Below are 23753 nucleotides of genomic sequence, written 5' to 3' on the forward strand. Positions count from 1 at the left end.
ATGTAAGCGCTTCACCCTGCTTGCCGCATAATCGCCGCTGGTTTGTGACGGATCGGTGCTCTTAGTCCATGAAAACCCCCAACGGCCTGCAGCCGCTGATCGACGACGGCGTCATCGACGAAGTGTTGCGACCACTGAAGAGCGGCAAGGAAGCATCCGTCTACGTGGTGAGCGCAGGCGCCGAGATCCTGTGCGCCAAGGTCTACAAGGACATGGCGCAACGCAGTTTCCAGGCGCGCGTGCAGTACCAGGAAGGCCGCAAGGTGCGTGGCAGCCGTCAGGCGCGCGCGATGGGCAAGGCCACCAAGTTCGGCCGCAAGGAAGCTGAGACCGCCTGGAAGAACACCGAAGCCGATGCGCTCTATCAACTGGTGGATGCCGGCGTGCATGTGCCCAAGCCGCGCGGTTACTTCCACGGCGTGCTGCTGATGGATCTGGTCACCGATGACGCCGGTCACAGCGCACCGCGGCTGGGCGAAGTGGAACTGGAGCCCGATCAGGCGCGCGCCTTCCATGCCAGCCTGATCGGCGATGTGGTCAAGATGCTGTCGCTGGGCCTGGTGCACGGCGATCTGTCCGAATACAACGTGCTGGTTTCGCCCGATGGCCCGGTAGTGATCGACTTTCCGCAGGTGGTCAGCGCCGCCGGCAACAATGCCGCGCGCGACATGCTGCTGCGCGACGTGCACAACCTGCGCGATTGCCTTGGCCGTTTCGCGCCCGAGCTGCTGGACACCCATTACGGCGAAGAGATGTGGGCGCTGTTCGAAAAGGGCGAACTGCGCCCGGACAGCGCGCTCACCGGGCGCTTCAAATTCGACACCCGCCGCGCCGATGTACGCGCCGTCCGTGCCTCGATCGAAGATGCGCGCCAGGAAAACCTCATTCGCCAGCAAGGCCGCGAAGCCGCTGCCGAAGACAACGATTAGCAATTGCCAACAGGCCGCTGCGCCAGCTGTCAGGTCCTTAGCAGCGCAGTGGTCGCGATGCAGCGCAGCAAATTCAACGCGCGGGCTGCCGTACCTGCACCGTTGCCAAGCGGCCGATCCACGTGTGGTCGCCTATTTTCCCGGCAATCCTGGGCTTTTCGCATGCATGCCCGGCCAGCCGGTCAATCCGTTAACACTAGTTAACGATGTGAATAGTGATGATTCATAACAATCTGGCAAGCTCGACAACTGCTTATCGGAGAGTTCGTCATGTCGTTTGATCCTGATGTCGTGCGCCTGTTCGCCCAGCTTCAAGAGGCGGCGCAGCCGCCCATGGACACCCTGCCGATCGAAGGCGCGCGCGCGATGATGCGCGCGGTGGGCGCGCAGTTCGGTTTCCAGCGCCTCGAGATGGCCGAGGTACGCGATCTGCAGGCCGATGCCGCTACCGGTGCAGTGCCTTTGCGCGTGTATCGCCCTACGGGGCTCGCAACCGGCCCAGCCCCGACCTGCCTATACGTGCACGGCGGCGGCGGTCTGGTCGGCGATCTGGAGTCCCATGACGATGTGTGTCGGCAATTGGCAGCGCGCGCTGGCTGTCAGGTGCTGGCGATCCATTACCGTCTGGCCCCCGAGCACCCGGCGCCGGCCGGTGTGGAAGATGTCATCGCGACCTTGCATTGGCTGGTTGCGCACCCGGACACGGTCGGCGCCGATGTGCAGCGCCTTGCCGTCTGCGGCGACAGTATCGGCGGCGCCATGGCCGCGGTTGCCGCACTGGCCGCGCGCGATGCCGGAATCGCCTTGCGTTGCCAGCTGCTGGTCTATCCGCTGACCGACGCGCGCCAGGACAGCGGCTTGTATCCATCGCGCTCGCTCAACGCCGGCCTGCCGCCGTTGACTGCGGCAGCGGTGGAATTCTTCAACCGCCATCTGCTGCCGGATATGGCAGTGGCCAACGACTGGCGTGTCTCGCCGATGCTGGCGCCGGATGTCGCCGGCGTTGCGCCTGCGCTGGTCGTGGTCTGCGACCGCGACATGCTCTACGACGAAGGCCGCGCCTATGCCGAGCGCCTGCGTGCGGCAGGAGTGGAAGTCACCCTGCATAGCTTCCCGGGCATGATCCACGGCTTCATCAACATGGGCAGCGTCTTGCGTGCCGCCGGTGAAACGCTGGACCTGGCGGCACTGACGCTACGCCAGCGCCTGCTGCCGGCGATCGAACGCAGGGCCGCCTGACGACCTGCGGCAGCCGTGCCGAGGCTCGCGCTGCCGCAACCCTGGCGGTATCGCTGCAGCTTCGGTGCGTGTGGCACCGCATGCCTGTGCGCCCTGCGACAAGAAGACCTGGATGCAGGCATGCGCCTGCCCGTATGCCGGCGCCGACGGCGCTGCGCACCACGTGGACTGTCATGGTTGTCATCGGCTGCTCGTTGGCAACGCGCAGGTCTTGTCGAATCGCCCAGCATGGCGTCCGGCGTCGATTGAAACGCACTGCCTTCAACCTCGCCCTGCAACTGGGCCACGCGCACGCGGTGTTCAGAAATTGAAGCGGAACGTGGTCATCAAGACGTGGTTTTCCCGATCCACCGCACGCGTGTTGACGAACTGATTCAGGTAACCGACATCGGCGTTGGCAATGGCATTGAATTTCCAGTTGATGCCGACGAATACCCGATTCTGATCGAGACCGCGTTGCGCGCCCCATCGGGTCTGATCCAGATTGACGAACACTTCGTTGAAGGCCACCCACGACAATTGCGGACTGAACCCGCTGGGGCGCACCGCGCGGATCATTTGCCGCACGCGATACCCTTCATCGCTGAAGCCTTCGCGGTGACGCTGTTCCAGGCGCGTGCGGCTGGTAATGGTGATATCGGCGATCGGATCGAATTGATATTGAAATTGCCCCCACCAGCGATTTTCGCGGTTGGATGGCTGCCCGGCCGGATGGCTGATGATGGTGTCGTAACCCATCCAGACACTGGCCTTGGGATTGAGCCGGTAGAACACGGCAGGGCGCAAGATCAGTTGATCGAACTGTTCGCCTTCCTCGCGCCAGCGCGGATGGACATCCATGCTCCAGTACAGGTTTTCGACCGGCAGCTTGCCTTGCGCGTAGACGCTCAGCCAGTAACGCCCGTCTTCTTCGGTCTTGGCATGTGCCGGCCAACTGCATGCCACTGTCGATAGCAGCAGAGCGCAGACGCTGCGGAACATCGCCGGCAATAACGTGCTGGATACGTTCATGTGTCGAAATATGTCGTCAGTTGGCAAATCATAGCAATAACGCTCGAGCCCGCTTCGACCGTTGGGTCGGCTCAGGTCGCCTTTGCTCGCCCGCGTGTTCGCAAATCGGGACACGCCATCGTGTCGCGATGACCGGCGCGGTCGCCCGCTGTCGTCAGAGGGATGGATGCCAACGATCACTGGCGACGGGCAGGGCCGTCGCGTCGATCACGCCACTTGGCTGCGTCGCGCGCGCTCCAGATGCACCAGCAGCAGCGAGATCGCCGCCGGGGTCATGCCGGGAATCCGTTGTGCCTGACCGATGTGCTGGGGGCGCACGCGTTCGAGTTTCTGCTGCACTTCGATCGACAGGCCGCGCACGCTGGCGTAATCGAAACCGTCCGGGATCGGCGTGGTTTCGTGACGTTGCTGACGCGCGATATCGTCTCGCTGGCGATCCAGATAACCGGCGTACTTGACGCTGATCTCGACCTGCTCGGCCACCTGCGCATCGTCCACGCCCGGGCCCAGTGCCGGCACGCGCATCAAGGTGGCGTAGGTGAGTTCCGGGCGCTTGATCAGATCCAGCACGTTGGTTTCGCGGCTGACCGTCACGCCCAGCGCGTCGGCCACCTCGCGGCCCAGCGCATTGCCCGGTGTGGCCCACAGTGCAGACAGCCGCGCCGTTTCGCGTTGCACGGCCTCCTGCTTAGCGGCAAAGCGCGCCCAGCGCGCGTCGTCCACCAGGCCCATCGCACGCCCGACGCCGGTCAGGCGCGCATCGGCATTGTCCTCGCGCAGCTGCAATCGGTATTCGGCGCGGCTGGTGAACATGCGGTACGGCTCGGTGGTGCCGTGGGTAATGAGATCGTCCACCAGCACGCCCAGGTAGGCCTCATCGCGGCGCGGCGACCACGCCGGCAGCCCCTGCACGTGGCGCGCTGCGTTGAGCCCGGCGAGCAGACCCTGGGCGGCCGCCTCTTCGTAACCGGTGGTCCCGTTGATCTGCCCGGCGAAGAACAGCCCGCCAACCGCCTTGGTCTCCAGCGAGGCCTTGAGCCCGCGCGGGTCGAAGAAGTCGTACTCGATGGCGTAGCCGGGGCGGGTGATGTGCGCGTTCGCAAAGCCGTGGATCGAGCGCACCAGCGCCAGCTGCACATCGAACGGCAGCGAGGTGGAAATACCGTTGGGATAGATCTCGGCCACTTCCAGGCCTTCGGGTTCGACGAAGATCTGGTGGCTGGTCTTCTCGGCAAAACGCACCACCTTGTCTTCGATCGACGGGCAGTAGCGCGGGCCGATGCCTTCGATCTGCCCCGAATACAGCGGCGAGCGATGCAGCGCGTTGCGAATGAGCTCGTGGGTTTGCTCGGTGGTCTGGGTGATCCAGCAGCTGACCTGGCGCGGATGGTCGCTGACCTGGCCCATGAACGACATCACCGGCAATGGGTCGTCGCCGGGCTGCTCGGCCATCACGCCGTAATCGAGGGTGCGCCCGTCGATCCGCGGCGGGGTGCCGGTCTTGAGCCGGTCGATCGCGAACGGGCGCTCGCGCAGGCGCGCGGCCAGCGTGGTGGCCGGCGGATCGCCCATGCGCCCGGCCGCGTACTGCGTTTGGCCGACATGGATCTTGCCGGCCAGGAACGTGCCGGCCGTCAGCACCACCGAAGGCGCTTGGAAACGCAGTCCGGTCTGGGTGATGACCCCACGCACGCTGTCGGCTTCGCTGGCGCCGTGATGAATGATCAGATCGTCCACGGCCGCCTGGAAAACGGTCAGGTTGGGCTGGGCCTCGACGATGCAGCGGATCGCAGTGCGGTACAGGTTGCGGTCGGCCTGGCAGCGCGTGGCACGCACTGCCGGCCCCTTGGAGGCGTTGAGCGTGCGCCACTGGATGCCGGCCAGATCCGCTGCGCGTGCCATCGCCCCGCCGAGTGCGTCGATCTCCTTGACCAGGTGGCCCTTGCCGATCCCGCCGATGGCCGGGTTACAGCTCATCGCCCCCACCGTCTCGATGTTGTGGGTAAGCAGCAAGGTGCGCGCGCCTGCGCGTGCAGACGCAAGGGCGGCCTCGGTGCCGGCATGACCACCTCCGATCACGATGACGTCGTAGCGATAAAAGGAGTCGGACATGAGCGTGGACCAGGAGCGGAAAAGGGAAAACGGCCGCGGAAGTATCGGCTGAAGGGCGGGCCAGGTCACTTGTTCGGTAGAAAATGTGATTCAAATCACATTTCCAGCACGTGACCCTCAAGTTGGCATGTTTCGTGCGGATATCCCTACTGCACCCGTCGTGGCATTGCGACATGGGCGCAAAGGCTGGAATTGGAACAGGGGCCAGCCGCGCGTGCGATGGGGTAGCGTAAGGGTCGGTAGTCGGGGGACTGCCGGCCCTTATTTTTTATGATTCCTGCGAGTTTGCGCATGCGCCCCCTGCGCTGCAGCGCCTGCTCGGCAACATCGAACAAAAACAGAAAGCCCCGGCATGCCGGGGCTTTCTGTGTTGTAGGCGCCGATATCCGACAGGGCCGGAACAGGGGGGATCCAGATTTCCCTGTCGGACATCGACATAAGTCATTCAGTGGGGCTGGCCCGGTCAAAAAATGACGTGGCGGGTCACACAGAGCACCTAGCTTGCAGCCAATCGTCAGCTGAACGCAAGCCCCCAATATCGCCAAGTGTGGGCCAGGTCGCAGTCAGCGTCCTACGGAATCTGTTCGCGTGTAGTACGCGGTGCGGTTTGCCGCTGGATCTCGCGAATGACCCGCGGCGGTGCGCCGATACGCGGTGGCGGCCGCGACGGCGGTGCGCCGGTTGCCGGAGGGCGGTTGGGTTGTTGCGGCCGCGAGCCGCCGGGGCGCGGCCCGTTGTTGAACGAGCCGTTCGGGCGCGGCGGACGGTACTGCGGACGGCGATCGTACTGCCGGTAGTAGTAGCCGCCACCACCACGATAAACCGGGTACACCGGGTAGTCGTACAGGCCGATCGACCCGGCGCCATAGCCATACGGCAGACCGTACGGGTTGCCGTAGAAATACGGGGAGTAGCCGGGCGGATAGCGATACTGCACGGCAGGCGCACCACGGTAATAGCCGCCCGACCCACCGCCGGTGTAGTCGTAGGTTGCGCAGCCGCCCAGGGCCAACAGCCCGGCGGCGAAGATCAGACGGAATTTCATGGATGGTGCCCTCCTGCAACCATGGTGCCACTGTCGAACCGATGCATTGAATCGGTCCTTAATTGTGCGGCATTGCGACGCTTTGTCATCGATCCAGCATGCGCGGCGGTAGGCGTGCGACCCGTGAAGAGGAGGCGATACGTTAATCTTGCAGGCATGATCGAGACGGTCCCCCTTGCCCATTCCGACGTCCTGCAAGCCGCTGCGCGGATCGCGCCGCACTGCGCGCCGACACCGTTGCTGACATCGCACAGCCTGGACGCGCTCAGCAGTGCGCAGTTGTTCTTCAAGGCCGAGCATCTGCAGCGCAGTGGCGCATTCAAGTTCCGCGGTGCCTGCAATGCCGTGTGGTCGCTGCCGGACGCGCTGGCTGCGCGCGGTGTGGTCACGCATTCATCCGGCAACCACGGCGCGGCGCTGGCGCTTGCCGCACGCACGCGCGGCATCGGCTGCCACGTGGTGGTGCCCGAGGGCGCGGTGGCGGCCAAGCTCGCCAATATCTCCCGGAACGGCGCCACGTTGTGGCGTTGCGCGCCGACCATCGCGGCGCGGGAACAGATGTGCGCCGAGGTGCAGGCCGGCAGCGGCGCCACGCTGGTGCACCCGTATACCGATCGTGCAGTGATCGCCGGGCAGGGCACCGCCACGCTGGAGTTGCTGCACCAGAGCGGCGGGCTGGATGTGCTGGTGGCGCCGGTCGGCGGTGGTGGGCTGGCGGCCGGTGCCGCACTGGCGCTGCAGGCGTCGCCGGACTGCGAGCTGGTGCTGGCCGAGCCTGCCGGCGCAGCCGACACCGCGCGTTCGCTGGCGGCCGGGCAGCGGCTGGTCGATTTCGTGTCGGACACCATTTGCGACGGCCTGCGCGGCACCTTGGGCGCGCCCAACTTCGCCGTGCTGCAGCGCGCCGGTGCGCAGGTGATCACGGTGGACGATGCCGCGGTGGTGCAGGCCATGCGGCTGGTCTGGCAGTTGCTCAAGCAAGTGGTCGAGCCGTCTTCGGCGATCGCCCTGGCTGCGGTCCTGGCCCAGCCGGCACGGTTTGCCGGGCGGCGAGTGGGGCTGATCCTGTCCGGCGGCAATGTCGATCTGGACGCCTTGCCTTGGGTCGCGGCGTGAGCAGGCGCTCACGCGGGCTCGGCCTGTGGGGCTGGGGCTGGCGGTTGTGCATGCTGGCGCTGATCTGGCTGGTGGCCGTGGCAGGCTGGATCGTGTGGATCGGCGACCGCGATCAGGCCGCGCCGGCCGATGTGATCATCGTGCTGGGTGCGGCCGCCTACGATGCGCGCCCTTCGCCGGTGTTCGAAGAACGCATCCGGCACGCACTGGATCTATACGCGCAGGGCTATGCGCCGCGGCTGTTGTTCACCGGCGGCTTCGGCAACGGTGCGCGCTTTGCCGAATCGCAGGTAGCACGACGCTACGCGCTGCGCCACGGCATCCCGCCGGACGCCATCGTGATCGAGACCACCTCGCGCACCACCCGGCAGAACCTGGAACAGGCGCGCACGCTGATGGAGCGGCACGGCCTGCATCGGGCGATCATCGTCAGCGACCCACTGCACATGGCGCGTGCGCTGCGACTGAGCCAGGAACTGGGTATCGACGCGCTGGCCTCGTCCACGCCGAGCACGCGTTTTCGCAGCTTCCACACCAGCTGGCGCTTCCTGTTGCAGGAGGTGTATTACTTCCACCGCGATCTGGTGGTGCAAGGGTCGTGACCGCAGGCCTATGACGCGGCTTTCCCAGCGGCAGGTTCGAGCATGAGCGAGACCCATCGGCAACACGCCATCGGCCTGGTCCAGGCCTACTACGCAGCATTCAACCGTGGCGACTGGGACGGCATGTTGGCGTTTCTGGCCGAGGACGTCGCCCATGACCTCAACCAAGGTCCACGCGAAATCGGCCGCAACGAATTTGCCGCATTCCTGCAGCGCATGAACGACAGTTACCGCGAGCAATTGCGCGATGTGGTCGTCATCGCCAACGACGATGGCACCCGGGTCGGCGCCGAGTACGTGGTGCATGGCGTCTATCACACCACCGACGAAGGCCTGCCGGAGGCCACCGGGCAGACCTATATGCTGGTGGGCGGTGCGTTCTTCGACGTGCGCGGCGACAAGATCACCCGCGTGACCAACTACTACAACCTGCAGGAATGGATTGCGCAGGTATCGCGCTGAGCACATCGACCGCATCGGCCAGCGCTGCGTAGGGGCGCACCTGGGCGCGATGAGGCGTTACCGGCAATGCCTGGTCGCGCCAAGTGCGTTCCTAGGTGGGTGGGCGAGGGTTACAGCAGCACGATTCCGACCACCACCAGGATGAAGATGCCCCACTTGAGCACCTGGTACAGCGGGTTGTTGCGTTCCTTCAGCGCCTTGGCCTTGAGGCGTGCGGCGTAGAAATAGCGGAACACGCGATTGATGCCGCCGGTCTTGTCGCCTTCCTGATTGGGCGAGGCGCCGGCCGAGAGCAGGCTGCGGCCGACGAAGCGGTTCACCGCAGCCGCCCAGCGCCAACGCATCGGGCGTTCGATATCGCAAAACAGGATGATGCGGTCCTGGTCGGTGTCGTTGCGCGCGTAGTGGATGTAGGTTTCATCGAACATGGTCCACTCGCCATCGCGCCAGCTGTGGCGTTGCCCGTCGACGTCGATGAAGCAACGGTCGTCGTTGGGTGTGGCCAGGCCCAGGTGCAGGCGCATGGAGCCGGCGAACGGGTCGCGGTGCGGGCGTAGTTCGCTGCCCGGCGGCAGCTCGGCGAACATCGCTGCCTTGACCGTGGGAATGGACTTCAGCAAGGCGGTGGTCTGCGGACACAATTCGGCTGCCGACGGATGCGCGGTGCCGTACCACTTCAGATAGAAGCGCTTCCAGCCACGCCGGAAGAACGAATTGAAGCCGATGTCGGTATAGCCTTCAGCAGCGCGGATCTTCTGCATCTGTTGCAACGCCACCGCTTCGTCGCGGATCAGTGGCCAGCTGGCGCGCAGCGGCGCCAGCTCGGGAAATTCCTTGCCCGGGTCGATGAATGGCGTCGTCGGCACCCGCGAACACAGGTACATCAGCGTGTTGATGGGGGCCATGAAGGTGGAATGGTCCAGCAACTGCCGGCTGAGCCGGTGCCGCACGCGACCGCGGCAATGGATGTAGAGCGCCGATGCGATGAACAACGCGATGAGGAGCCACTTCAACATGGGGGAGGCCGATTGGGAGCGGGGGGACGCAAACGTGAAAGTGGCTGCCAAGCAGCGCACGCAGCACTGCTGCGTCGTGTCGGTAGCCACCATCGAACAAGCTGAGTCGCAACAGGGAAGTGCGGCCGTTAACTTCAGAATTCTAGCAAGTGTCTCCGCCGAGCCTGACAGGTGAGCATGAGCGGGGGCGCAATACTCTGTGTCTCACCGGCAGTGGATGCGCGACGACCAACGTTCTGTACCGCCGCTCAGTCGATGCGGCGGCGGATCGGGATGGCGCTGACCGGCACGCTGGCGACGTCATGCCCGTGTTCGCGGATGGGCGCGCCCGGCGCCGGTGCCCAGGCATGGGCGTAGATCACCTCCCAGGAGCTGGGCAGGGTGCCGTCCGGCCGCCGCAGCGGTTCGTAGGCAGCGCTGGCGGCCGCGAAGCGACCGCGTCCGGTCAAGGTGGCACGGCGGTTGCTGAGTGCATTGGTTGCCCCCATCGCACGCAGTTCGCGCATCAGCGCGGGCAGATCGTTGTAGGTCAGGGTGAACAGGTCGCGGTCCAGCACCGGGTCGCGGAACCCGGACATCAGCAGGGCATCGCCGAATTGTGCGATCGGCGGAAAGCGGCTGACGTGCGGGGCCGGGTCGCTCTGCGCAAAGGCATCGCGCAATTCGATCAGTGTTTCCGGGCCGAAGGTGGAGCACAGCAGCAGCCCACCCGGGCGCAACGCGCGGCGGAAACCGGCGAACACGGTCGGCAGGTCTTCCACCCACTGCAGGCATAGATTGCTGAAGATCATATCCACGCTGCCGTCGGCGACCGGTAGCGCGCGCGCATCGGCGCACACCTGCGTAAACGGCTTCCACCAGCCCGCGGCCTTGCGCGCCTGGCGCAGCATCGGCATGGCCTGATCCAGCGCGATGACCTGCGCCTTGGGCCAGCGCTTCTTGATTGCAGCGCTGGCATGGCCGGGGCCGGCGCCGACATCCAGCGCCACCTTGGGCACCTGCTCGCCCAGGTAGTCGAGCGATTCGAGCAGGCGGGTTTCCGCTTCGCGTTGAAGTGCGGCTGCGGCGGTATAGGTACTGGCGGCACGCGCAAAGGCGCGCCGGACGTGGCGGGGGTCGAAAGTACTGGTCATGGCGCCGCTATTGTCGCCCCAGGGCTAGGGCGGAGGGAATCGATGCGTGGTGCGCGACGACGCCACGCTAGAACGTGCCGGGATAGCTGCCGCCATCGATCAACAGATTCTGTCCGGTGATATAGCCGGCCTGCGCGCTGCACAGAAAGGCGCAAGCCGCACCGAACTCGTCCGGCTCGCCAAAACGCGCCGCCGGAATGCCCGCACGCTTGCGTTCGGCGACCTTGTCGGCACTGCTGCCCTGTTGCTGCGCGATGGCGGCGAAGTTGCCGCGCAGGCGGTCGGTGGCGAACTGCCCAGGCAACAGGTTGTTGATGGTGACGTTGTCGGCCACGGTGCTGCGCGCAAGCCCGGCGACGAAGCCGGTGAGGCCGGCGCGCGCGCCATTGGACAGGCCAAGGATGTCGATCGGCGCCTTCACCGCGCTGGAGGTGATGTTGACGATGCGGCCGAAGCGGCGTGCGCGCATGCCATCGACGGTGGCGCGGATCAGTTCGATCGGCGCCAGCATGTTGGCGTCCAGCGCGCGCAACCAGTCGGCGCGTTCCCACTGGCGGAAATCGCCTGGCGGCGGGCCGCCCGCGTTGTTGATCAGGATGTCGACCTGCGGGCAGGCCGCGAGTGCGGCGCTGCGCCCTTCCGGCGTGGCGATATCGGCAACCACGCTGCGCACTTCGCCAGAGCCGGGCAATGCGCGCAAGGCATCGGCGGCGTGCTCCAGTGCCTCACGGCCGCGCGCGGCGATCACCACATTGACGCCTTCGCCGGCCAATGCACGTGCGCAGCCCAGACCCAGCCCTTTGCTTGCGGCGCAGACCAACGCCCAGCGGCCAGCGATTCCCAGATCCATGCGAGTGTCCCTCGATCAGCGATGTCGCATGATCGACGATCGGCTCATGGCACGGACGCAACGAAGCGTTGCAGTGCCTCGCTCACCTGATCTGCATGACCAAGAAACGGCGCGTGACCACCGCCGGCAATGGTGAGCGCCTGCGCGTGCGGGCTGAGCGCGGCGGCGGCATGCATGCCGGCGGCAGGCACCAGGCGATCGCGTTGCCCGGCGATCCACAGGCTGGGGCGTGCGAGCTGCGGCAAGGTGCGGCGCAGATCGGTGCGTTCGAGCAGGGTGAGCCCTTGCTGCAACGCTTCCGGTGCCGGTTCGCCGCGCGCGGTCAGCGTCTCGCGCAGGCTGCGCAGTTCGCTGCGTGCATGCGCCGAGCCGAGCGTGTCCAGCGCAAGAAAACGCTCCAGCGTGCCGCGATAGTCGCGCGACAACTCCACGCCGAATTGCACGAACACCTCGCGCTGGACGGCACTCGGCCAATCGCTGCCACGCACGAAACGCGGCGTGGCGGCAATCATCGCCAACCCACGCACCTGCGGCAGGGTGGCGGCCGCATGCAGCGCAAACAGCCCGCCCAGCGACCAGCCCAGCCATACCGCGGGCGGTGTGGCGGCCGCAATTTCTGCAACCACATAGGGCAAGGCCAGCGGTGTGCTGTCGTCGCGACTGAAGCCGTGCCCGGGCAGGTCGACCAGATGCAATTGATAGTGCGGCGCCAGGCGCTCCACCAGCGGTGCGAACACGCCGCCGTGCAGTGCCCAGCCGTGCAGGAGAACCAGCGCAGGCCCGTGGCCGATGACATCGATATGCATGCGCGCATTGTCGCCGATTGTGGCGTGCCGGCACGCATCGCGGGATACGCGCTGGTGATTGGATGCACGCAGATCCGATGTTGGGTGCAGGGTCCTGGCGTCAATGCGTGGCGGCTGCACGCAGTGCGAGGATTCTCGGGGCCAGCAACGCCCACTGCGCACGCGCATGGCCGCACCAGCGCCAGCGCGCCGGCCAGTGCCGGCGCCGTGCGCGCCGCACCTGGATCGCCGCCGCCAGCCAGTCGGGATCGAAGCCGTCCCAGACGCCGGCCACGCTGCGCAGATTGCCGATCAGCACCGGGTGCACCTCGTACAACAACATCGTGCGCAACTGTTCCAGGGCGAAGGGCGAGGCAGCCAGGACGCGTGCGATGCCGTCGTCGTCGCAACTGTCGCTGTCCAGGTACAGCCGCGACAACGCTTCCCACACGCGACGTTGCGCCGCCGTGGCTGTGCCTGGTGTCGCGCGTGACATGTCAGTGCCGGGGTGCGATCGGATACCGGCACGCACCGGTTGCACGGCTGGTCCAATGCAGGCAAACCATCGCGCAATGCACGGTCAGCGCGCCGTGGTCGCCTGCCACGCAGGTGCGTCGTGCGATCGCTGCATTGGCTGAGTGGCCCGCGCGTGTCTGCGTGCAGGCCAGCCACGCGCTGCCACTCGCCTCAGGCAGAGGCACGCAGCGGCTGCCGACTGACCACATCGCGCGCCTGCACGATGGCCTCGATCAGTGCCTGCACCTGCTGCTGCGTATGCAGCGCAGACAAGGTGACGCGCAAGCGCGCCTTGCCTTCGGGCACGGTGGGCGGACGAATGGCACCAACCATGAAACCTGCGTGTTCGAGCGCAGCCGACATCGCCATCACGGTTGCTTCCTCGCCGCATAGCAGCGGCTGGATCGGCGTGTCGGAGGCCATCAGTTCGAAGCCGTGCTTGCGCGCGCCATCGCGGAACGCACCGATCAATTCGACCAGGCGCGCACGCCGCCAATCGTCGCGCCGCGCCAGGCGCACGGCCGCCAGGGTGGCCGCGACCTGCGCCGGCGGCAATGCAGTGGTGTAGATGTAGGGGCGCGCAGTTTCGGCCAGATGGCGCACCAACGCCTCTTCGCCCACCACCACCGCGCCGTAGCCACCGAGCGCCTTGCCCAGGGTGACCAACTGCAACGGCACTTCGGCCACGCCCAACCCGGCATCGGCGACGCAACCGCGTCCTTGCGGACCGAGCACGCCAACACCGTGCGCGTCGTCCACATAGAACAGCGCTTGCTGCATGCGTGCCACCAGGCTCAAGGCGCGCAGCGGCGCGACATCGCCGTCCATGCTGAAAACGCCGTCTGTGGCCAGCATCGCCGCGCCTTCGGGCGCGCCCTTGAGCTGGCGCATCGCGCCTTCCACATCCATGTGCGGATAGCGCCGCAACCGGCAACCGGCCAGCCGCGTGGCATCGAGCAGGCTGGCGTGATTGAGCCGGTCCTGCACGCAGACATCGTCTTCTTCGCTGAGCAACGCCTGTTGCACGGCCAGGTTGGCGATGAAGCCGCTGCCGAACAGCAACGCCGACGGATAGCCCAGCCATTCGGCGATTTCGCGTTCCAATGTTTCGTGCGCGGTGTGGTGCCCGCAGATCAGATGCGAGGCGGTGGCGCCGGCACCATCGCGGGCAGCGGCATCCTGCAGCGCGGCGACTACTTCGAACTGTTGCGACAAGCCCAGGTAGTCGTTGGAACAGAAACCGGTCAGCCAACGGCCGTCGATCTCCAGCCGCACGCCGTCGCGCCGGCCCACCTGCCGTCGCACCCGCACCCGTTCCTGGGCCACGCGCAATTTACGCAGCGACGAAATCCGTTCGTGCAGATCGGGGCGAGCCATGGGGGCGTTCAACGGCAGGGAAGGCCGGATAGCGTAGCGTGCCGGGCTCAGGGCGCCCAGCCGCCACCGACGACCGGTGCCCGGTGCCGGGTCAGGCGGCGTGCTCGCAGGCCGCGCTACGGGTGATCTCCGCATGGACGGTGCCGGGGTGATCGTGCTCGGCCGCATCGACGGTGACCTGCATCGGGCGCAGGCCCAGGCGCTGGAACAGGGCCTGGTCGCGCTCGGTGTCCGGGTTGCCGGTGGTGAGCAGTTTTTCGCCGTAGAAAATCGAATTGGCACCGGCCAGGAAGCACAGCGCCTGCAGTTCGTCGCTCATCGTCTCGCGGCCGGCGGACAGGCGCACCATCGATTTCGGCATGGCGATACGGGCAACGGCGATCATGCGCACGAACTCGAACGGATCCAGCTGCTGGGTGCCGTGCAGCGGAGTACCGGGTACCTGCACCAGCTGGTTGATCGGCACCGAATCCGGATGCGCCGGCAGCGTGGCCAGCGCCAGCAGCAGGCCGATGCGGTGTTCGCGGGTTTCGCCCATGCCGACGATGCCGCCGCAGCAGGTCTTCAGGCCGACATCGCGCACATGCTCCAGCGTGTTCAGGCGGTCCTGATACTGGCGGGTGTGGATGATCGAGTCGTAGTAATCCGGCGCGGTGTCCAGATTGTGGTTGTAGTAGTCCAGCCCGGCGTCCTTGAGCGCACGCGCCTGGCCGGCGTCGAGCATGCCGAGCGTGGCGCAGGTTTCCAGGCCCATGGCCTTCACCTCGCGGATCATGGCGGCCACCTTGGGAATGTCGCGCTCCTTGGGCGAGCGCCAGGCGGCGCCCATGCAGAAGCGCGAGGCGCCGGCGGCCTTGGCCTGGCGCGCCTTGGCGACGACCTCTTCGGTCTCCATGAGCTTCTGCGCGCTCACGCCTGTGTCGTAGCGCTGCGCCTGCGGGCAATACGCGCAGTCTTCCGGGCAGCCGCCGGTCTTGACCGAGAGCAAGGTGGACACCTGCACTTGCGCCGGATCGAAGTGCGCGCGATGCACGCTGGCCGCGCGGTGCAGCAGCTCCGGAAACGGCAGATCGAACAGCGCCTGCAGCTCTTTGCGATCCCAGTCATGGCGGACGACAACAGACATCGGAGTTTCCTGACAGTCAGCGGCTTGGAAGCCAGGCAGTCTGGTGAGCATGCAAGAGACTGTCAACTTCAATCAGGTCCGATCGGTTTACAGATGGCCGCAGCGGGTGCTGCGACTGTTGCTGCCGAGCCTGTGCCTGGTCTGCGCGGAGGCCGGCACGCCCGACGGCGATCTATGCCCTGCATGTCGCGCCGCCTTGCCCGATCATGGCCACGCCTGCCTGTGCTGCGCCACGCAGCTGTTCGCCTCCGACGCGGTGGTGCTGTGCGGGCAGTGCCTGCAGCACCCACCAGCGCTGCAGCGGGTGCATGCCTGTTTTACCTATCGCTGGCCGGTGGATGGGCTGCTGCGGCGGTTCAAGTTCCATCAGGACCTGGCGGCCGGCCGCCTGCTCAGCGAACTGATGGCCCGGCGCTGCGTGGGGCTGCCGCGCCCGCAGGCATTGGTGCCGGTAAGCCTGCACCGGCAGCGCCTGCGCCAGCGCGGTTACGACCAGGCGCTGGAGCTGGCCCGACCGCTGGGCCGCGCGCTGCAGCTGCCGTGCCAGCCGTTGCTGCGCCGGGTTCGCGCGACCGCACCGCAATCCGAACTGGATGCGGCCAAGCGGCAGCGCAATCTGCGCGATGCGTTCGAGGTCCGCGGCGCCTTGCCGGCGCATGTGGCCTTGGTGGACGACGTGATGACGACCGGCGCGACGCTCCACGCCGCGGCCAAGGCCTTGCGCAAGGCGGGTGTTCAACGGGTGGATGCCTGGGTCTGCGCGCGGGTGCCGTGATCTAGCCGGCGGCCGCCGGGTGCGCGAGGCTTCGCCCGCACCCTCGCCCCAGCCTCTCTCCCGCAGGAGACGGGCTCTTTGTCCGACGGCACAGCGCGATGGATGGCGATGCGGCTTCGGCGGGTGGATGGCCAGAAGAGATTGAGGAATAGAGCAGTTGAAGCTGGTGGCGGGCTTGAATCCTTGCTCGCAATTTCAAGATCTGACCTTCAATCGACGAATTTCCCATCCCCAATCCCCGATCCCGCATCTAACGCCCTGCCACCGCCACTGCGATGCCGACGAAGATCGCCAGGCCAACCCAGTTGTTGTGCAGGAAGGCGCGGAAGCAGGGGCCGCGCTCGCGGTGTCGGGCGATGCGGAATTCGTAGGCGACCAGTAGCGCTGCAGCGCCCAGGCCGGCCCAGTACGCAGCGCCGAGATCAGCGCGCAGGCCGACCATTACCAGCGTCGCGGCCATCAGCGCATACAGGATGCCTTGCGCGATCAGATCGAATCTGCCGAACAGGATGGCGGTGGACTTGCTGCCCATGCGGATATCGTCGTCGCGGTCGACCATGGCGTACCAGGTGTCGTAGGCGGTGGCCCACAGGATGTTGGCGGCATACAGCAGCCAGCCCAGCAACGGCACGCTGCCTTGCACGGCGGCGAAGGCCATCGGGATGCCCCAGCCGAACGCCATGCCCAGATAGACCTGCGGCAGGTGGGTATGGCGCTTGAGATAGGGGTAGCTGGCGGCCAGGAAGACGCCGGGCACGCTCAGCATCACGGTCAGCCAGTTGAGCGTGAGCACCAGCGCGAAGGCCACCAGCATCAGCGCCACGAATACCCATAATGCCTCGCGCCCGGAGACCGCGCCGGTGGCCAGCGGACGCGATTTGGTGCGCTCCACGTGCGGATCCAGCCAGCGGTCGGCGTAATCGTTGATCACGCAACCGGCCGAGCGGGTCAGCCACACCCCGGCGGTGAACACGAAGAGCGTCCACAGCGGCGGCAGGCCGTCGGCGGCCAGCCACAATGCCCACCAGGTGGGCCAGAGCAGCAGCAGGCTTCCGATCGGGCGGTCGCCGCGGACCAGCTTCCAGTACTGGCCCAATCGCTGCGGCCACGTCAGCGCGCGCGCTGCGGGCAGTTGTTCGACACCATGCTTGCTCATGCGGCAAAGGGTAGCAGCGCGGCTTGGCCGTGGTCATGTGCGGGGTGGGCGCTGCCCGGGCGGCAATCCTGGGAAAGCCCTGCGTCCGCGATGGCAGGCTGTTCACGGGTGCGGCTGGCCTGAACGACGTGGTCGCAAGCGGCTAAGCCGGACGTTGGCGCAGTCAGGCGTGCGGCAGGTATGCGGCTACAACGCAAGCTCGGCAGTGACCGCGCTCGGGCGCGTGCTCAACCGCACGGTCAGGCTGGGGACGTTGAGCGGGCTTGCGTTCTGCAGACTGCCGCTTGAGACGGCGACACCGTTGCACGGTCTGGGTCCGGTGCGCTCGAACCTGGACATCCGGTTGCGACCCACCGACTGCCCGGGCCGAGAGGCCGGTCATGACGTCTCCAGTGACGCCGTGGCTCACCCAGGTCCCGCGCCGCCCGGCCCCATCACGCGCATGCCGGCTGTTCTGGCATAATGCGCGGCCAGGCGCTCGTAGCTCAGCCGGATAGAGTAGTGGCTTCCGAAGCCATTGGTCGGGGGTTCGAATCCCTCCGGGCGCACCACATTCCGTTCCAGGCCTGTCCTGGGATGAACAAAAGCCCTCGAGAGATCGGGGGTTTTTTGTTGTCTGTACATCGAAAGGTCTATCCGGATCCATTGGCATCCGGACTGGTCGGGCCACAGATGGGCGCACCAGCCCTCAACGCAGACGCGCAGAGGATAGATGCCCCATGCAGTCAAGCGGCTTCATGGAACGCTTCAACGACAGAGAACAACGCGGCGTTCCGGATATGCACGGGTTCCGCGGCGTGAGCGAAGCGATCAAACAGACAGGCCGACGCTTGGCTGGTTGCCGGCATCCAATAAAGACTGCATGGGCTCGGCGGGCAAACACCCGCCGAGCTCTGCGATCAACATCGCCAGCATGCCTGCCGTTTAAAGTGCCGGGCGCGATATCACCGGTCTCCAGGGCCTAACGGATGTCCCATTCCCTGAGCAGTACACGGGCCCGCTGCTCGATGAAGCGGTTCGCGTTGGCCTGCGCACGTTCGGACTCCTGCTTGGCCTCTGCGTCCCCGATGCCACCCTGCTGCGCTTCTTCGAACTGCGCCATCGTCCACGTGATCGCCGCATCCTGCGCCGCTTGTCCCTCCACATCGTGCATGGAAATATAGGCCTTCAATGGCGGCCACATCTCCACACGCCCGGTGAGTTCATTCCTGCTGCGCAGCAGCATCTCCCTGGACAGCCCCAAGTCTGGATTTTGCAGGGCGTCCTGCAGCAGGCCCAGTGCAGTCTGGTGGTCCTGCGTGTGCATGAGCTTGTGCTTGAGCATCTCGGCAAACGCGGTTTTGACGTCTCCTCGCACGGCGGGCCCGAAACCGCCCACCTGCGTCATGCCATCCATGTTGAGCGTCTTGAGGGTGTGGTCGCTCAAAAATTGGCCGAAGCTGCTGCGGAATTCGGGTGAGCGAATGGCCTCGGTCACCACCTGGTCCAGCAGGGGCATGTCGGCCGGCGTGATGGATGCGCCGGAGATCCTGGCAGTTTGCGCCAAGCCTTGCGTCCACTTGTCAAAACGCTCGCCCAGGTCGGCATCGACAGTGCGCAGCACGCGCGCGAACTCGGGCATGCGGTTCCACGATGCCCCGGCCTGCTGCGCCGCCGGCACAGGCGCGCGCCGCCTTCTCTCGGCCAGTCGCTGTGCCGCGCGCTGTGGCTCGCGCGCAGCGCGCTCCGGGTCGCGGATTTGCAGCAATTGGCCTGCCAGATGATCCGGTACCTTGATATCGCATTGAGCGGGCAGTCGTGCCAGCGACTGTGGAAGGGTCTGCAGGCCGGTGCCGCGCAGGTCCAGCAGTTGCAGCTGGGCCAGATCCCCCACGCTGTCGGGCAGCTGCCGCAGCGCAGCGCAATTTTTGAGCGAGAGTTCCGTCAAGCCGCGCAGTTGGCCGATGTCTTCAGGCAAATGCGCCAGCCGGCGGTTGGACGACAGGGTGAGTTTTTCCAGCCGATGCAGCTGGGTGAGGCTGCCAGGAAGCTGCTCTAGCTCGGAATTCGATGCCACCTCCAGCGACCTGAGCCCCTGCATGAGGCCGATGTTCTCAGGTAACTCGCGAAAATGCGAAGAGTACGGCATGCGCAACTCGGTCAATCCGCTCAGTTCAACGATGCTGGCCGGCAGACGCGCATAGTGCCCGCCACCTAGCGTGAGGCTGCGCAGACCCTGCATGCGGCCAATGCCTACGGGCAATTCGTCCAACGGGATCATCGTCAATTGAAGGGTTCTGAGATTGGACAGGCGCGTCAACGAGGGTGGCAGCGTTTTCAGGCCCAGCGCGCCAGCGATCTGCAAATGGCGGAGCTGGTGCAGCTGCCCCAGGCTGTCTGGCAGCGATTGGAGCCCGGTATGGAGCAGCGTCAATTTCTGTAGCGCGTCGAGCCGGCCGATCACGTCAGGCAGCGTCGTGGCAGGCAGGCCGTAGTCGAGGACAAGCTCGGTGCTATGGCGAGTCGCTGCACGGCGGATTGCATCTGCGACGCTTTGCAGTACTTCCCGCGACGTATCTCTCTGCCCGTCGTGCAGGTTGTAGCCCGTTCGAACCCTCTCTGCCATCGGTAGGCTTTGCGCAAGCCAATCGTCGATGTCGTGCTCGATGCTGCGCGGTGGCGCAGAAGAGGCTCCCGCGAGTGCAGCCGGCTGGCCCGACGCACGCAGAGGCGATCGGAAAGGGCTCCTTTGCCCCGCGTTTCTAGGCGCCGACGCGCTTTCGCGCCGCCGCGGCCGCGCGAGCAGAGGGCTCAGCAAGCCCTCTGCGGCCGAAGGCTGATGTGAAGGCCTGTCTTCAGCCGGTGCTTGATCGGCAGTGTCCGTTCGCGGACGAGAGCGCAGTAAGCGATTTATATTGAACATGGAGGTATCTCCTGCGTAGTCGGCTGGCTGCAGCGTTCCGGAATGCAGGCTACTGCGATGCGACTGTCATCACTGCACCAAAGCGAAGAGGTTGTATCGCCTGGCGAATCAGACGCTTATGTCCAAGGGCGCAGCCGTGCTGCGTATCTGCTCACCGAAAGCGGTAAATGGTTCGAGGTTCGATTTAATCGGTTTTCAGCGTGAAACACACGAGGGCAACAGGGGACCGATCAGGTGGTGCGCCACATCGTTCGCGACTCAGGATCCACGCGTGTCGACCGTCTTCATTGCAAGGATGTTGATGCTCCCGGGACAGCCTCCGGCATCCGGTCACTTAATCGCCCGCAGGCACATTACGGCTGCAGCGGCGCCGGAACGTGCCTCCAGGCACCTAGAGGCACGTTCATACGAAGGTTGCCAAGCGAACCGCAACCCATCATCGCAGCGCGACCCCGCAGCACGTCGTGGCGGATCGACCGGCGTTGCCGCAACGCCCACGTTCACGAGCACCAACGCCGGCTGCAGGACGTCTAACGCAAATGTCGCTGTGGCATGCGCGTTATCTACGACGCACTCTGATATTCCTCAGGTTCTGTCGCAGGTCTCCCTCGAAATTGTTGGCAACGTTCGTGGGAACAATCTGCTTACCCATCGGGATGCCGCCGGCGTTTTCCATCTTCTGGTGGATCTCTCCTTCTTTCTGCTTGTCCAGTTGATATTCTTCGTAATGCAAGCCCGCCAAGACGGGCGTCTTGAGAATTTCAACCGATTTACTGATGGCAGTGCCGCCGACATAGCCTTTTGCGAACTTCGCGGCGCTCGGCCGTTCGGCCGCCGTTCTACCCGCACCTTTGGCCACGCCCTTGGCAGTTCCCTTGGCCGCACCCTCAGCTGTTCCCTTGGCCGCGGCTTCGGCGACTCCTTTGGCGACCGCCTTGGCTCCGATTCTGGCCGTGGGTCCGCCGACTGCTCCAACCACTGCTCCGGCCATATTGATGCCGGCCAGCTTCAAGGCAAGCGACATGTCGCCACCTTGAATCGCGGTGTCGACCACCTGCGCCGCCTGCGCCTCGCTTTCCAATGCAATCGACGCCGCATCGGTAATTTCGCCGATGATGGGAATCCCATTCAATGCGCTGAGGCCAACGGACATCCAGTCCAGGATCTTGCTGTCCCACTTGAGGAACTCGTGCAAGCCCTCCTGGAACACGCCGACGTCTTTTTTGGGCTTCTTGATCGCGGGCGGATCGTCCTTGCCCATCAGCATGTCCGAGACGGCCTTTTGCTGCTCGGCCGAGCTGGCATCGTGCGTGACCGGCTTGTCCACGGTCTTGTTGGCTGCGCTCATGTTGTCGTAGAACCGCCGGAAATCGTCCTGGCTGATCTTGCCCGAGTCGACGACATGACCACCCCCGAAGAAGCGATGTGGCTTCTTGTAGCCGGTGATCGAGTTGTTCAACAACCCGAACAGCAACGGATCGCTCAACAACTGCGTCGCGGCCTCTTTCACCGCGGGGTCGGCCTTGTCGTCCTTGGAAATGGAGTCGAGCTTGTCGCGGGTCACTTCCTTGCCATCGCCGTAAAAAGCGTCTTGATGACTGTTGATGGTGTCCAGCGTCTTCCGCTCGTCCGCCGTCAGGTGAATCTCGGAGCTGGCTTTCTGCAGGAAGTCCGGTTTGCTCATCGAGCCGGAGTCTCCTGCCAGCGCTTTCCACTGGTCGGGATGATCACGAAAATACTGTGCGGCAGCGATGACCTGCGGCGGACATTTCTTGGTGCTGCTTTCGCCATCCACCAGAGACTTGAAGGTATCCTGATTCAGATCGTCCGGCAGATAGTCCGAATAGCGGTACAGCTCACGCATGGCATCGCTCTCGTTCATTACCGACGCCTTGGTCTTGTCCGGGCTGTCCGAGGCCACGTAGTTCTGTGTGTAGCTCTTTGCTTGCTTGTCGGCGTACTCGGCGACCTGCGCATGGTGGGAGACGAACTTGCCGAGATCGCCGTCTTTGATCTTGCCGCCGCACTTGCCATCACCTTGCGAGCCGATCGCGAAGAACAGCCGCGGGTCCGACTGCAAGTCCGTCAATGCCTTCTTCAGATCCGGTGGTGTCGACGGGTCGTTGATCTTTGCATCCAGATCGGACCACTTGAGTGGGCACTGATCCTTATGGCGATTGAGCGTACTGACGATTTCCAGCTCATTCTGGGTGAGCGTTCCACCATCCCAGGTGACCGATGAGCCATCGACGGCGGGAGGTGGCGTCGATCCCTTGATGTCCTTGGGGTTGAACTGGTCGTTCTTCCCGCCCATCGCCTTGACCTGCGGATGCGAATCGGAGAAATCCCAGAGATCCTGCGCCTTGATCTTGCCGCCGCACTTGCCGTCTCCCTGCGAACCGATCGCAAAGAACAAGCGCGGGTCCTGCTTCAGTCCCTGCAATGCGGCCTTCAGGTCGGCGGGCGTGGAAGGGTCGTTGATCTTGTCATCGAGATTTTTGTATTCGAGCGGCATCTGATCCTTGTGGGCATTCAAGGTCGAAACGATCTGCAGCTCCGATGGTGTGAGCGTGCCACCGTTCCAGGTGACCGTTGAGCCCTCCAATGCTGGTGGCGCGTCCTTACCCTTGATGTCCTTGGGATCGAAGTCGTAGCCCAGCGATGGCCACGAGGTGCGCTTCTCGATCGGCTGGTTGGCTTGATCGTCCGATGCAGAAGCCGGGGTGCTGGCATCACCGCTTGGCGCGCTTGTTGGTGCATCGGCTGACCCGTTGCCTGATGTACTCGTTGGCGCGTTGGTTTGGAGGGCTGCCAGCAGCTGGTAGATCAGCAGAAAGATGTCGTCCATCGTCGACGGCAGATCGGAGTCATCCTTGGAAGAATCCGACCCCAACAGCTCCGACGAATCGGACTCATTTAGAGGAGTGCCCAGCAATTGGCTGGGGTTGCTCCCGGTAGAAAGTGTATTGAGCGACATATGGGCGGCCTCGCAATGGCAGAATTGGCAGAGCACCTGCGTATAAGCTTTCTCTTATACGGCCGCACGGGTGCGCCCATGCGGTGTAGCCGTATGTTGCCAATCTGCGCGATGGGCACCCTGATCGACGAACTATTTTGGCGAAAAAAGCGCAAAAATCGGTGCGTCGATGCCCTATTCAGGGGCTGCTCGTTCGCGCGCAGCTGCCCGACAGACGAGTGCTCCTGCTGTGGCCTGTCCCATCATGACTATCGGGTTGATACGGCGTTGCAAACCGATGAGTGCCAAGAATGCATGTCATGAGGATTGTCCGGATTATTCGGCTGCTCCAGATGGAATTTGCACTGATTATGATGATGGAGACCGCTGAAATTGAAGTTGATGATGTGCGCAGATAGTTAGTATTTGTGTCATGCGTTGTGTGCATGTAGGCCGCCAGGGTGCGAGACCTCCATGCGTCGCCTGTATGTGCAGCCAGAGGGCCGGATGATTCACCGGATCAAGGTCGCTCTTGTCCCGCCCGTATCCGCTCTAAAAGTGTGGCGCAGGTTTTGGTCGGCCAATTTGCGGTGACCTAACTTCGTGTACAGCGCTGGTGGTTCGCTGTGCTTCGCTCGGGCGCGA

At 64.9% G+C, this 23753-nt stretch carries 19 protein-coding genes and 1 tRNA gene; 7 read left to right on the forward strand and 13 right to left on the reverse strand.

The annotated features are described in order from the left end of the window. Positions 1-68: 68 nt before the first annotated feature. Together EO156_RS02130 and EO156_RS02135 are read left to right on the forward strand one after the other, a co-directional pair. On the forward strand, positions 69-929 hold the full coding sequence (locus tag EO156_RS02130; RefSeq protein ID WP_005912751.1) for a PA4780 family RIO1-like protein kinase: 861 nt from the start codon (positions 69-71) through the stop codon (positions 927-929). A 270-nt stretch (positions 930-1199) separates the two neighbouring features. Then, positions 1200-2168 carry an alpha/beta hydrolase gene (locus EO156_RS02135; RefSeq protein ID WP_011050277.1) on the forward strand — a complete coding sequence of 323 codons (969 nt, stop codon included), beginning with the start codon at positions 1200-1202 and terminating at the stop codon, positions 2166-2168. A gap of 300 nt (positions 2169-2468) precedes the next feature. On the opposite strand, the gene EO156_RS02140 is transcribed toward EO156_RS02135, so the two are convergent. The 3 genes from EO156_RS02140 to EO156_RS02150 all read right to left on the reverse strand — a co-directional run bounded on the left by EO156_RS02140 (position 2469) and on the right by EO156_RS02150 (position 6336). Beyond that, positions 2469-3149 carry a DUF2490 domain-containing protein gene (locus EO156_RS02140; RefSeq protein WP_026006799.1) on the reverse strand — a complete coding sequence of 227 codons (681 nt, stop codon included), beginning with the start codon at positions 3147-3149 and terminating at the stop codon, positions 2469-2471. A 237-nt stretch (positions 3150-3386) separates the two neighbouring features. After that, the gene (mnmG, locus tag EO156_RS02145) at positions 3387-5291 is read right to left on the reverse strand and encodes a tRNA uridine-5-carboxymethylaminomethyl(34) synthesis enzyme MnmG (RefSeq protein WP_029827866.1); all 1905 of its coding nucleotides are present in this window, start codon (positions 5289-5291) and stop codon (positions 3387-3389) included. Between the two features lie 571 nt (positions 5292-5862). Then, on the reverse strand, positions 5863-6336 hold the full coding sequence (locus EO156_RS02150) for a hypothetical protein (RefSeq protein ID WP_003485699.1): 474 nt from the start codon (positions 6334-6336) through the stop codon (positions 5863-5865). Between the two features lie 156 nt (positions 6337-6492). Between EO156_RS02150 and EO156_RS02155 the strand changes: the two genes are divergently transcribed. The 3 genes from EO156_RS02155 to EO156_RS02165 are packed head-to-tail and all read left to right on the forward strand — an operon-like array spanning position 6493 to position 8516. After that, the gene (locus EO156_RS02155; protein ID WP_029827869.1) at positions 6493-7452 is read left to right on the forward strand and encodes a pyridoxal-phosphate dependent enzyme; all 960 of its coding nucleotides are present in this window, start codon (positions 6493-6495) and stop codon (positions 7450-7452) included. Continuing rightward, on the forward strand, positions 7437-8054 hold the full coding sequence (locus tag EO156_RS02160; RefSeq protein WP_005920033.1) for a YdcF family protein: 618 nt from the start codon (positions 7437-7439) through the stop codon (positions 8052-8054). The genes EO156_RS02155 and EO156_RS02160 overlap by 16 nt, the downstream gene beginning before the upstream one ends. A 42-nt stretch (positions 8055-8096) precedes the next feature. Next, positions 8097-8516, forward strand: a complete 420-nt coding sequence (locus EO156_RS02165) for a ketosteroid isomerase-related protein (RefSeq protein WP_016851557.1) — start codon at positions 8097-8099, stop codon at positions 8514-8516. Between the two features lie 110 nt (positions 8517-8626). Here EO156_RS02165 and lpxO read toward each other — a convergent pair whose 3' ends face one another. From lpxO to bioB, 7 genes are all read right to left on the reverse strand, one after another. Next, positions 8627-9532: a lipid A hydroxylase LpxO gene (lpxO, locus tag EO156_RS02170; protein WP_003485707.1), complete on the reverse strand. Its 906-nt coding sequence runs from the start codon at positions 9530-9532 to the stop codon at positions 8627-8629. A 248-nt stretch (positions 9533-9780) separates the two neighbouring features. Continuing rightward, positions 9781-10665 carry a malonyl-ACP O-methyltransferase BioC gene (gene bioC, locus EO156_RS02175; RefSeq protein WP_016851555.1) on the reverse strand — a complete coding sequence of 295 codons (885 nt, stop codon included), beginning with the start codon at positions 10663-10665 and terminating at the stop codon, positions 9781-9783. 67 nt (positions 10666-10732) lie between these two features. Further along, entirely contained in the window at positions 10733-11515 is a 783-nt protein-coding gene (locus EO156_RS02180; protein WP_016851554.1) for an SDR family oxidoreductase, read from the reverse strand. Between the two features lie 44 nt (positions 11516-11559). After that, the gene (gene bioH, locus EO156_RS02185) at positions 11560-12321 is read right to left on the reverse strand and encodes a pimeloyl-ACP methyl ester esterase BioH (protein ID WP_016851553.1); all 762 of its coding nucleotides are present in this window, start codon (positions 12319-12321) and stop codon (positions 11560-11562) included. A gap of 100 nt (positions 12322-12421) precedes the next feature. Next, positions 12422-12796: a hypothetical protein gene (locus EO156_RS02190; protein WP_003485712.1), complete on the reverse strand. Its 375-nt coding sequence runs from the start codon at positions 12794-12796 to the stop codon at positions 12422-12424. 191 nt (positions 12797-12987) lie between these two features. Further along, positions 12988-14361, reverse strand: coding sequence for an 8-amino-7-oxononanoate synthase (gene bioF / locus EO156_RS02195; protein WP_016850190.1), 1374 nt, complete (start codon positions 14359-14361; stop codon positions 12988-12990). Further along, entirely contained in the window at positions 14285-15319 is a 1035-nt protein-coding gene (gene bioB, locus EO156_RS02200) for a biotin synthase BioB (RefSeq protein WP_005920040.1), read from the reverse strand. Before bioB ends, bioF begins: the two co-directional genes overlap by 77 nt. A gap of 49 nt (positions 15320-15368) precedes the next feature. Between bioB and EO156_RS02205 the strand changes: the two genes are divergently transcribed. Then, entirely contained in the window at positions 15369-16094 is a 726-nt protein-coding gene (locus EO156_RS02205) for an amidophosphoribosyltransferase (RefSeq protein ID WP_029827882.1), read from the forward strand. A 250-nt stretch (positions 16095-16344) separates the two neighbouring features. Here EO156_RS02205 and ubiA read toward each other — a convergent pair whose 3' ends face one another. Beyond that, complete coding sequence (gene ubiA, locus EO156_RS02210) at positions 16345-17250, reverse strand: 4-hydroxybenzoate octaprenyltransferase (protein ID WP_011050286.1); 906 nt, start codon at positions 17248-17250, stop codon at positions 16345-16347. 474 nt (positions 17251-17724) lie between these two features. On the opposite strand from ubiA, the gene EO156_RS02220 reads away from it, so the two are divergent. Further along, positions 17725-17801: transfer RNA gene (locus EO156_RS02220), tRNA-Arg, on the forward strand. A gap of 410 nt (positions 17802-18211) precedes the next feature. Here the strand turns inward: EO156_RS02220 and xopAE are convergent. Further along, positions 18212-19855, reverse strand: a complete 1644-nt coding sequence (gene xopAE / locus EO156_RS02225; protein ID WP_080683271.1) for a type III secretion system effector XopAE — start codon at positions 19853-19855, stop codon at positions 18212-18214. Between the two features lie 856 nt (positions 19856-20711). Further along, a complete protein-coding gene (locus tag EO156_RS02235) occupies positions 20712-23129 on the reverse strand; it encodes an HrpF/NolX family T3SS translocon protein (protein WP_016850043.1) in 2418 nt (805 codons plus the stop codon). Between the last annotated feature and the right edge of the window lie 624 nt (positions 23130-23753).

It is taken from the genome of Xanthomonas sp. DAR33341 (assembly GCF_003992815.1).
GTDB lineage: Bacteria > Pseudomonadota > Gammaproteobacteria > Xanthomonadales > Xanthomonadaceae > Xanthomonas > Xanthomonas cissicola.